Below are 8,221 nucleotides of genomic sequence, written 5' to 3'. Positions count from 1 at the left end.
CTTCGGCTTGGCGCTCGGCCTCCTGCTCGCGGCGCTGCGCCTCGGCCTGGGCCTCTTCGAGGGCGCGCTCGCGCTCCTGAGCGGCCTGGGCTTCGGCTTCGGCACGCGCTGCCGCCTCGGCTTGCGCCTGGGTATCCTCCTGCGGGGCAGGAGGTTCCGGCGCAGGCTCCGGTGGCGGCTCTTCTGCCTGGGCGCCGGCCTGCAGGGCCGCCTGCTGTTCGCTTGCCTGCTGGGCCTGGTCGGTGAAGGTCTCGGTACTGACGAAGGTCGCCTGCACGATCGAGGTGGTATCCGGCTCCTCGGTACGGGTCGGCAGGCTGATCAGGCTGAAGGCCACGATCAGCACGTGCACGCCGATGGCCAGAATCGTCGGCCAGCCGTAGCCGACGTCCTGCGGGTCGCGGGAAGAGTCCTGGGGCATAGAAAGATTCCCTTTACCCATCCTGCGGCGGCTCGGAAAGAAGCCCGACATTGGCGACACCGGAGCGTTGCAGCGTGCTCATCAGCACCACGATCTGCCCGTACTGGACGTTGCGATCGCCGCGCACCATGACCGGCGTATTGGGCTGGCGACCGAGAATCGCCACCACCCGCTCGGACATCTCGTCGAGAGTGACCGCCGTGGTGTCTTCGCCAAGGGTGACGTAGTAGCTGCCTTCGCTGTCGACGGAGATGATGATCGGGTCGTTGTCGTTATCGTTGTCCAGGGGTTCCGAGCTGACCTGCGGAAGGTCGACCTGCACACCCTGGGTCAGCATGGGGGCGGTGATCATGAAGATCACCAGCAAGACTAGCATGACGTCGATGAAGGGAACGACGTTGATCTCCCCCATCGGTTTCTTGCCGCCGCCGCGGTGAAATGGACCGTGCATGGCGAACTCCCTTAGCCGGCGCTCTTGCTGCTGTCGCGACCCTGGAGATTGCGATGCAGGATGGCGTGGAACTCCTCGGCGAAGTCCTCGTATTTACCCAGGAGGCGACCGACGTCGTTGGAGAGGCGGTTGTAGAAGATGACCGCGGGGATCGCGGCGAACAGGCCCATGGCGGTGGCGATCAGCGCTTCCGCGATCCAGGGCGCAACCGTGGCGAGCGTGGCCTGCTGGGACATGGAGAGCGACTGGAACGAGCCCATGATGCCCCAGACCGTGCCGAACAGGCCGATGTAGGGGCTCGCCGAGGCGACGGTGGCGAGGAACGTGAGGTGCTGAGTCAGGCGATCCTCTTCCCGCGACCAGGCCACCCGCATGCTGCGCTGTACGCCTTCGAGAATGGTGTCGGCGTTGCGGGTCTTCGGCATCAGGCGGTTGAACTCGCGAAAACCCGACTGGAAGATGTGCTCGGCGCCGTGGCGCGGGTCGTCGGCGGGAATCTCGCGGTAGAGCTCGTTGAGGTCCACCCCGGACCAGAAGGACTCCTCGAACTGGCTGTATTCGCGCTTGGCGCGACGCACGGCGATGCTGCGCTGGAATATCACCACCCATGAGAGGATCGACCCCACCACGAGCAGTAGCATGACCAGCTGCACGACGGTGCTGGCACTCATTATCAGGTGGGGGATGGACATGGTGTTATCGTTCACAGTTGCCCTCATCGGTCGGTTGGCGCCAGGCGCATTGGTCAAGTGGGTTCATCGTGTCGGCCGCGTGGCGACCGCGTTGGTTCATGGCACGGCTCGCTCGTCGCTCAAGCGCTCAAGGTCGAAAGGCCACGGCTTGGGGCGCAGCGTCCGGCCGTTCAAGCAGGCTATCTCGACTGTGGCACGACACAGGAGTTCCGCTTCGCGCCAAACGCGCTGCTCGAACACCATGCGACAGCGGCCGATGCTGTCCACCGTGGCGTCTACCGTGAGCTGGTCGTCCAGGCGAGCTGGCCTGCTGTAGTGACAAGCCAAGCGGTATACCACTAGCTGCGTCCCCTCGTCCAGCAGCGTTTGCTGGTCGAAGCCACATTCCCTGAGCCACTCGCTGCGGGCGCGCTCCATGAATTTCAGGTAGTTGACATAGTAGACGATCCCCCCGGCATCGGTGTCCTCGATGTAGACCCGGACGGGCATCTGGAACGTCGCGCTCATGGACGCCGCTCCCCTTCCATGTCGACGCTCTGCTCGTGGGGCACGCGGTCGAAATGCAGCCACGCCTGGCGCGTCACCATGCGCCCGCGCGGGGTGCGCATCATCAGCCCCTGCTGGATCAGGTAGGGCTCGATCACGTCCTCGATGGTGTCGCGCTCCTCGCCGATCGCCGCCGAGAGGGAATCCACCCCGACCGGGCCGCCATCGAACTTGTCGATCATGGCCAGCAGCAAGCGGCGGTCCATGTGATCGAGCCCGTGATGATCCACGTTTAGCATATTGAGCGCAGCGTCCGCCAACGTGGCGTTAACGACACCGTTGCCCTTGATCTCGGCGTAGTCGCGTACCCGGCGAAGCAGCCGGTTGGCGATGCGTGGCGTGCCCCGCGAGCGCCTGGCCACCTCGATGGCGCCGTCATGGTCGGTCTCGACCTCGAGCAGCCGCGCCGAGCGGGCGACGATCTCGGTGAGCTCCTCGAGGTTGTAGAACTCCAGGCGCTGGACGATACCGAAGCGATCGCGCAGCGGCGAGGTCAGAAGCCCCGCCCGGGTGGTGGCGCCGACCAGCGTGAAGCGCGGAAGGTCCAGCTTGATCGAGCGCGCCGCCGGGCCCTCGCCGATCATGATGTCGAGCTGGAAATCTTCCATCGCCGGATAGAGCACCTCCTCGACCACCGGCGAAAGACGGTGGATCTCGTCGATGAACAGCACGTCGCCGGGCTCGAGATTGGTGAGCATGGCGGCCAGGTCGCCGGCGCGCTCGAGCACCGGGCCGGAAGTGGATTTGAGCCCCACGCCCATTTCGGTGGCGATGATGTTGGCAAGCGTGGTCTTGCCGAGCCCCGGCGGGCCGAACACCAGGGTATGATCCAGGCTCTCCTGGCGCAGGCGCGCCGCGCCGATGAAGATCTCGAGCTGCTCGCGCACCCGCGGCTGGCCGATGTAGTCGGCGAGCTTCTTGGGACGGATGGCGTGGTCGATGCGTACCTCGCCCTGCTCCGGGGCGGCGGCGATGAGCCGGTCGTGTTCTAGCATGGGAACTCGCAGAATGGGGGCTTGCAGGCGCGAAGAGGTAAAGCTGGAAGACGCTGCATTCAGCCTCCCATGCGCCTGGTGAGGGCGGCCTTGATCAGCGCCTCGGTACTCTGGCGCGGATCGATATCGGCCAGCATCTTGGCGGCCTCGGTGAGCTTGTAGCCCAGGCTCACCAGTGCCGCTTCGGCATCCGCCAGGCTATTACGCGGGGCGGGTTGACCGTTGGCGGCTTCCAGGGCGAGCGGCGCGTGGGCGGCGTCCCATTCGGGGAAACGGTCGCGCATCTCGATGATCAACCGCTCCGCGGTCTTCTTGCCGACGCCAGGGAGTTTCGTCAACGCCTTGCTGTCGTCGTCGCGCACGCAGCGCATGAAGGCGTCCTCGTCCATGCCGGAAAGGATCGCCAGGGCGAGCTTGGGCCCCACCCCGTTGACCTTGATCAAGGCGCGAAAAAGCGCGCGCTCGTGCTCGCGGGCGAAGCCGTAGAGCAGATGCGCGTCGTCGCGAATCGTCAGGTGGGTATAGAGCGATACCTTTTCCCCCAGAGCGGGAAGCGCGACCAGGGTGTTCATGGAGGCTTCCAGCTCGTAGCCGACCCCGTGCACGTCGATGACCACCCAAGGGGGATGTTTCTCCAGCAGCGCGCCGCTCAAACGACCAATCATAGAATGCCCCATTACCGATAAAACAGAGGGTTAGCTGGCGCGTACAGAACCAGGCAGATGGCTACTATAAGATGACTCTGTACACATGACCAGTGGTCGGGGCGGCTCAGAGCCGCCAGCGCCCGCTCGTGCGTCGCCGCGCAGTGCGGGTAGCCGAGGTATCGAACCCCTGCCCCGCGTAGGCGTGGGTCAGGGCGATCGCCAGGGCGTCGGCGGCGTCCGCCTGGGGAGTGGCCGACAGCGTGAGAATGGCGGTCACCATGTGCTGGACCTGGGTCTTGTCCGCCCCGCCCTGGCCCGTCACCGCCTGCTTGATCTGGCGGGCGGCGTACTCGGCGATGCCCAGCCCGTGGTTGGCCACGCACACCAGCGCCGCGCCGCGTGCCTGGCCGAGCTTCAAGGCGGAATCGGCGTTCTTGGCCATGAACACCCGCTCGACGGAGACTTCCGTCGGCCGGTGAAGGCCGATGACCTCGGCAAGCCCCGCGTAGATCTGGGCCAGGCGCTGCTCGAGGGCATCGTCGCTCGTACGAATGCAGCCGCTGGCCACGTAGGCGGGCTTGGTGCCGCAGAGCTCGATGACGCCGTAGCCGGTGATGCGCGAGCCCGGGTCGATGCCCAGGATGCGCCGGGGCATGGCGAGTCGTTCGTCCATGGGGGATCCTTTCAAAGCAAGCCTGCCGGCTCAAACAAAAACACCGACGCGAGCGTCGGTGTTTCGAAGAGCCGTTTCGAAGAACCGCCGGCGATTACTCGCCGGTGGTATCGGCCTTGGCCTTCTGGCGCAGGCGGATGTTGAGCTCCTTGAGCTGCTCTGGGCTGACCTCGCCCGGGGCGTCGGTCATCAGACACGCCGCACTCTGGGTCTTCGGGAAGGCGATCACTTCGCGAATGGTCTTGGCGCCCGCCATCAGCATCACCAGGCGGTCGAGGCCGAAGGCCAGGCCGCCGTGGGGCGGCGCGCCGTACTGGAGCGCGTCGAGCAGGAAGCCGAACTTCTCCTGGGCCTCTTCTTCACCGATGCCGAGAATCTCGAACACGCTACGCTGCATGGTCTGGTCGTGGATACGGATCGAGCCGCCACCCAGCTCGGTGCCGTTGAGCACCATGTCATACGCCCGCGAGAGCGCCTTGGCCGGGTCGGCCTTGAGCTCTTCCGGCGAACAGGAGGGTGCGGTGAACGGGTGGTGGAGCGGGCTCAAACGGCCGCTGCCGTCGGTTTCGAACATCGGGAAGTCGACCACCCACAGCGGCGCCCAGGCCTGGGTGTAGAGCTCGAGATCCGCACCCAGCTTGACGCGCAGCGCGCCGATCGCCTCGTTGACGATCTGGGTCTTGTCCGCACCGAAGAAGATGATGTCGCCATCCTCGGCACCGACGCGATCGAGAAGCTCCTCGACCACGTTCTCCATGAACTTGACGATCGGCGACTGCAGGCCTTCAAGGCCCTTGGCGCGCTCGTTGACCTTGATCCAGGCCAGGCCCTTGGCGCCATAGATACCGACGAACTTGGTGTACTCGTCGATCTCCTTGCGCGAGAGACTGGCACCGCCTTTCACCTTGAGGGCGGCGACGCGGCCGTCTTCGGCATTGGCCGGGCCGGAGAAGACCTTGAAGTCGACCTGCTTCATCAAGTCGTCGATGTCGGTCAGCTCGAGCGGAATGCGCAGATCCGGCTTGTCGGAGCCGAAGCGGTCCATGGCTTCCTGCCAGGTCATGCGCGGGAATTCGGGGAATTCGACGTCGAGCACTTCCTTGAAGAGCTTCTGGATCATCGCCTCAGTGATGCCCATGATATCGCTCTCTTCGACGAAGGAAGCCTCGATATCGATCTGGGTGAATTCCGGCTGACGGTCGGCGCGCAGGTCCTCGTCGCGGAAGCACTTGGCGATCTGGTAGTAGCGATCGAAGCCGGCGACCATCAGAAGCTGCTTGAACAGCTGCGGCGACTGCGGCAGCGCGAAGAACTCGCCGGCGTGGGTGCGGCTCGGCACCAGGTAATCGCGGGCGCCTTCCGGCGTTGCCCGGGTGAGTACCGGCGTCTCGATATCGAGGAAGCCTTCGTTTTCCAGAAACGCGCGCACGCTGTGGGAGATGCGCGAGCGCAGGCGCAGCTTCTCGATCATGTCCGGACGGCGCAAATCGATGTAGCGGTGCTTGAGGCGCACTTCCTCGCCGACCTTGCCGTGCTCGTCGAGCTGGAACGGCGGCGTGGCGGCGGTGTTGAGGACCTCGACGTCCTTGGCCAGGATCTCGATCATGCCGGTGGGCATGTTCGGGTTCTGAGTGCCTTCCGGGCGCAGACGAACGCGGCCGGTGATGCGTAGAACGTACTCGTTACGAGCGCGGTCGGCGGTGGCGAAGGCGTCGGCGGTGTCCGGGTCGACCACGAACTGGGCGATACCATCGCGGTCGCGCATGTCGAGGAAAATGACGCCACCGTGGTCGCGCCGACGGTGTACCCACCCGCAGACGGTGACCGTTTGATCCACCAAGGTTTCGTTAAGCTGGCCGCAATAATGACTGCGCATGTCTCATCCTGTTTTGTTACGTGACGATAAAGGGGTCGTGGTCAGGCCGCGGCCCCTTTATTCGGTGAAGAGCTACTTGTCGGCGCGGCACCGCCATCCTTCGAGGTACCGCCGGCCGGGGCCGAGGGGGCGCTGTCCGCCGCCAGATTCTTCTTGCCCCCGGTCTTGAAATCGGTTTCGTACCAGCCGCCGCCCGCCAGGCGAAAGCCTGCCGCCGAGACCAGACGCTCGAGGTCCTGCTTCTGACAGGCGGGACACTCTCTCAGCGGGTCGGCGCTGATCTTCTGCAATTTTTCCATGCGATGGCCGCAGGCCTTGCACTCGTACTCATAGATGGGCATGTTGATGGCTCCTGAAAAGCTCGACTCCAACAGGACAGTGAACATCCCAACGGCGTTGGGCCGTGAGAATATGTGGCCTGCCGAAATAAATTCCAAGACTGCGGTCGACAAAGCAACGCATTATACCCTTTTGTGCCCCCCGACGGGCAAGGCCAAGCGGCCAGTGCCGCTGATGGAGAACGCTCAATGCCAAACGCCGTGATGCTCGACGCCCAGAGCATGGGTCCGGATATCGATTTCACCCCGATTCGCGCGTGTGTCTCGTCACTCGTGATCCACGACCAGACCACACCGGAGCAGGCCTTCGAGCGGCTCGAGGACGCCGAGGTGGCCCTGGTCAACAAGGTGGTGTTGAGTCGCGAGCTGCTGGACGCCTTGCCCAGGCTGCGCCTGATCTGCGTGATGGCGACGGGCCTGAACAACGTCGATCTCGACGCCGCCAGGGCCAACGGGATCGCGGTGAAGAACGTGACCGCCTACGGCACCGCGAGCGTATCGCAGCACACCATGATGCTGATGCTCACACTCGCCGCGCGCCTGCCCCGCTATCAGCAGGAGGTGGCCGCCGGCGCCTGGCAGAAGAGCGCGTTCTTCTGCCTGCAGCAGTACCCTACCCTGCAACTCGCCGGCAAGACCCTGGTCATGGTCGGCCAGGGGGAGCTGGGCTCCGAAGTGGCGCGCCTGGCCGAGGCCTTCGGCATGAACGTCGTCTTCGCCGCCCGCTCCGGCGCCGAGCAGCGTGATGATCGCGCAAGCCTCGACGATCTGCTGCCAGACGCCGATGTGATCAGCCTGCATTGCCCGCTCAACGACGCGACTCGCCACTTGATCGACGAACGGCGTCTCGCACGGGCCAAGCCGTCGCTGCTGCTGGTCAACTGCGCGCGGGGTGGTATCATCGACGAGCACGCCGCGCTTGCCGCGCTGCGCGAAGGCCGCATCGGCGGGCTGGCAGTGGACGTGCTTCCCGAAGAGCCGCCCCGGGAGGGTCATGCGCTTCTGGATGCGCTGGCCGCGAACGAAGCGCTCAATCTCGTCGTTACCCCGCACAACGCCTGGATCACGCCGGAGGCGCGCCAGAACATCGTGCGACTGACCGCCGAGAACATCGCCTCCTTCGACACCCCCGCCTGAAGCCATTCGCCACGGCGGGGTATCGCTCTCACGCCGTGGTGAAGCTTTCCGGCACGTGGGCCTCGCGGACCTCCTCGAGGTTCACGTCCGTGACGCGCGCACTCTGCGGACCCTCGTGCAGCCAGTCGCAGAGGGTCTTGACGGCCGCTTCCTCGCCACACATCAGCACTTCGACCCGGCCATCGGCCAGGTTCTTGGCATAGCCACTGACGCCGGAGGCAAGCGCTTTCTCACGGGTGGCACTGCGAAAGTTCACGCCCTGCACCTTGCCGCTCACCAGCGCCCGTACGCTCTTGGTGGCCATGTCCGCCTCCTTGAACTCCTTGATGAACTCGTGCTTGATGCGTACGGCACTGTTGCGCGGAACGATCGCCCTGCCGCGGCGAACCAGCAGCGAGCGGGTGAAGGCCGCACCGAACAGCAAGATCAACGAGCTGTAGTAGAC

At 65.0% G+C, this 8,221-nt stretch carries 10 protein-coding genes and 1 pseudogene; 1 reads left to right on the top strand and 10 read right to left on the bottom strand.

The genetic code is table 11. From position 1 onward, the window contains the following. From BIS11_RS06555 to BIS11_RS06515, 9 genes and pseudogenes are all read right to left on the bottom strand, one after another. Positions 1-421, bottom strand: a pseudogene (locus tag BIS11_RS06555) (protein TolA); the annotation flags it as partial. A 13-nt stretch (positions 422-434) separates the two neighbouring features. Then, positions 435-872 carry a protein TolR gene (gene tolR, locus BIS11_RS06550; RefSeq protein WP_253422072.1) on the bottom strand — a complete coding sequence of 146 codons (438 nt, stop codon included), beginning with the start codon at positions 870-872 and terminating at the stop codon, positions 435-437. Between the two features lie 11 nt (positions 873-883). Further along, positions 884-1,564, bottom strand: coding sequence for a protein TolQ (gene tolQ / locus BIS11_RS06545; RefSeq protein ID WP_227390537.1), 681 nt, complete (start codon positions 1,562-1,564; stop codon positions 884-886). A gap of 96 nt (positions 1,565-1,660) precedes the next feature. After that, positions 1,661-2,071 (bottom strand): tol-pal system-associated acyl-CoA thioesterase, encoded by a 411-nt coding sequence (gene ybgC, locus BIS11_RS06540; RefSeq protein WP_253422075.1) that lies wholly within the window; start codon positions 2,069-2,071, stop codon positions 1,661-1,663. Beyond that, positions 2,068-3,105 carry a Holliday junction branch migration DNA helicase RuvB gene (gene ruvB / locus BIS11_RS06535; protein ID WP_253422079.1) on the bottom strand — a complete coding sequence of 346 codons (1,038 nt, stop codon included), beginning with the start codon at positions 3,103-3,105 and terminating at the stop codon, positions 2,068-2,070. Before ruvB ends, ybgC begins: the two co-directional genes overlap by 4 nt. Positions 3,106-3,164: 59 nt before the next feature. Next, a complete protein-coding gene (gene ruvA / locus BIS11_RS06530) occupies positions 3,165-3,770 on the bottom strand; it encodes a Holliday junction branch migration protein RuvA (RefSeq protein ID WP_253422082.1) in 606 nt (201 codons plus the stop codon). A 106-nt stretch (positions 3,771-3,876) separates the two neighbouring features. Further along, positions 3,877-4,425, bottom strand: a complete 549-nt coding sequence (gene ruvC, locus BIS11_RS06525; RefSeq protein WP_253422085.1) for a crossover junction endodeoxyribonuclease RuvC — start codon at positions 4,423-4,425, stop codon at positions 3,877-3,879. 94 nt (positions 4,426-4,519) lie between these two features. Beyond that, complete coding sequence (gene aspS, locus BIS11_RS06520; RefSeq protein WP_253422088.1) at positions 4,520-6,301, bottom strand: aspartate--tRNA ligase; 1,782 nt, start codon at positions 6,299-6,301, stop codon at positions 4,520-4,522. A gap of 41 nt (positions 6,302-6,342) precedes the next feature. Then, entirely contained in the window at positions 6,343-6,642 is a 300-nt protein-coding gene (locus BIS11_RS06515; RefSeq protein ID WP_253422091.1) for a zinc ribbon domain-containing protein, read from the bottom strand. A gap of 186 nt (positions 6,643-6,828) precedes the next feature. Here BIS11_RS06515 and BIS11_RS06510 point away from each other — a divergent pair, with 186 nt between their 5' ends. Beyond that, positions 6,829-7,776, top strand: a complete 948-nt coding sequence (locus tag BIS11_RS06510) for a D-2-hydroxyacid dehydrogenase (RefSeq protein WP_253422094.1) — start codon at positions 6,829-6,831, stop codon at positions 7,774-7,776. 28 nt (positions 7,777-7,804) lie between these two features. Here the strand turns inward: BIS11_RS06510 and yccX are convergent. After that, positions 7,805-8,221 (bottom strand): acylphosphatase (yccX, locus tag BIS11_RS06505; protein ID WP_367399200.1); only part of this gene is annotated, 417 nt, incomplete at its 5' end.

The organism is Halomonas sp. 707D4 (assembly GCF_024158685.1).
GTDB lineage: Bacteria > Pseudomonadota > Gammaproteobacteria > Pseudomonadales > Halomonadaceae > Vreelandella.
This window is presented reverse-complemented; position numbering and strand designations above follow the sequence as displayed.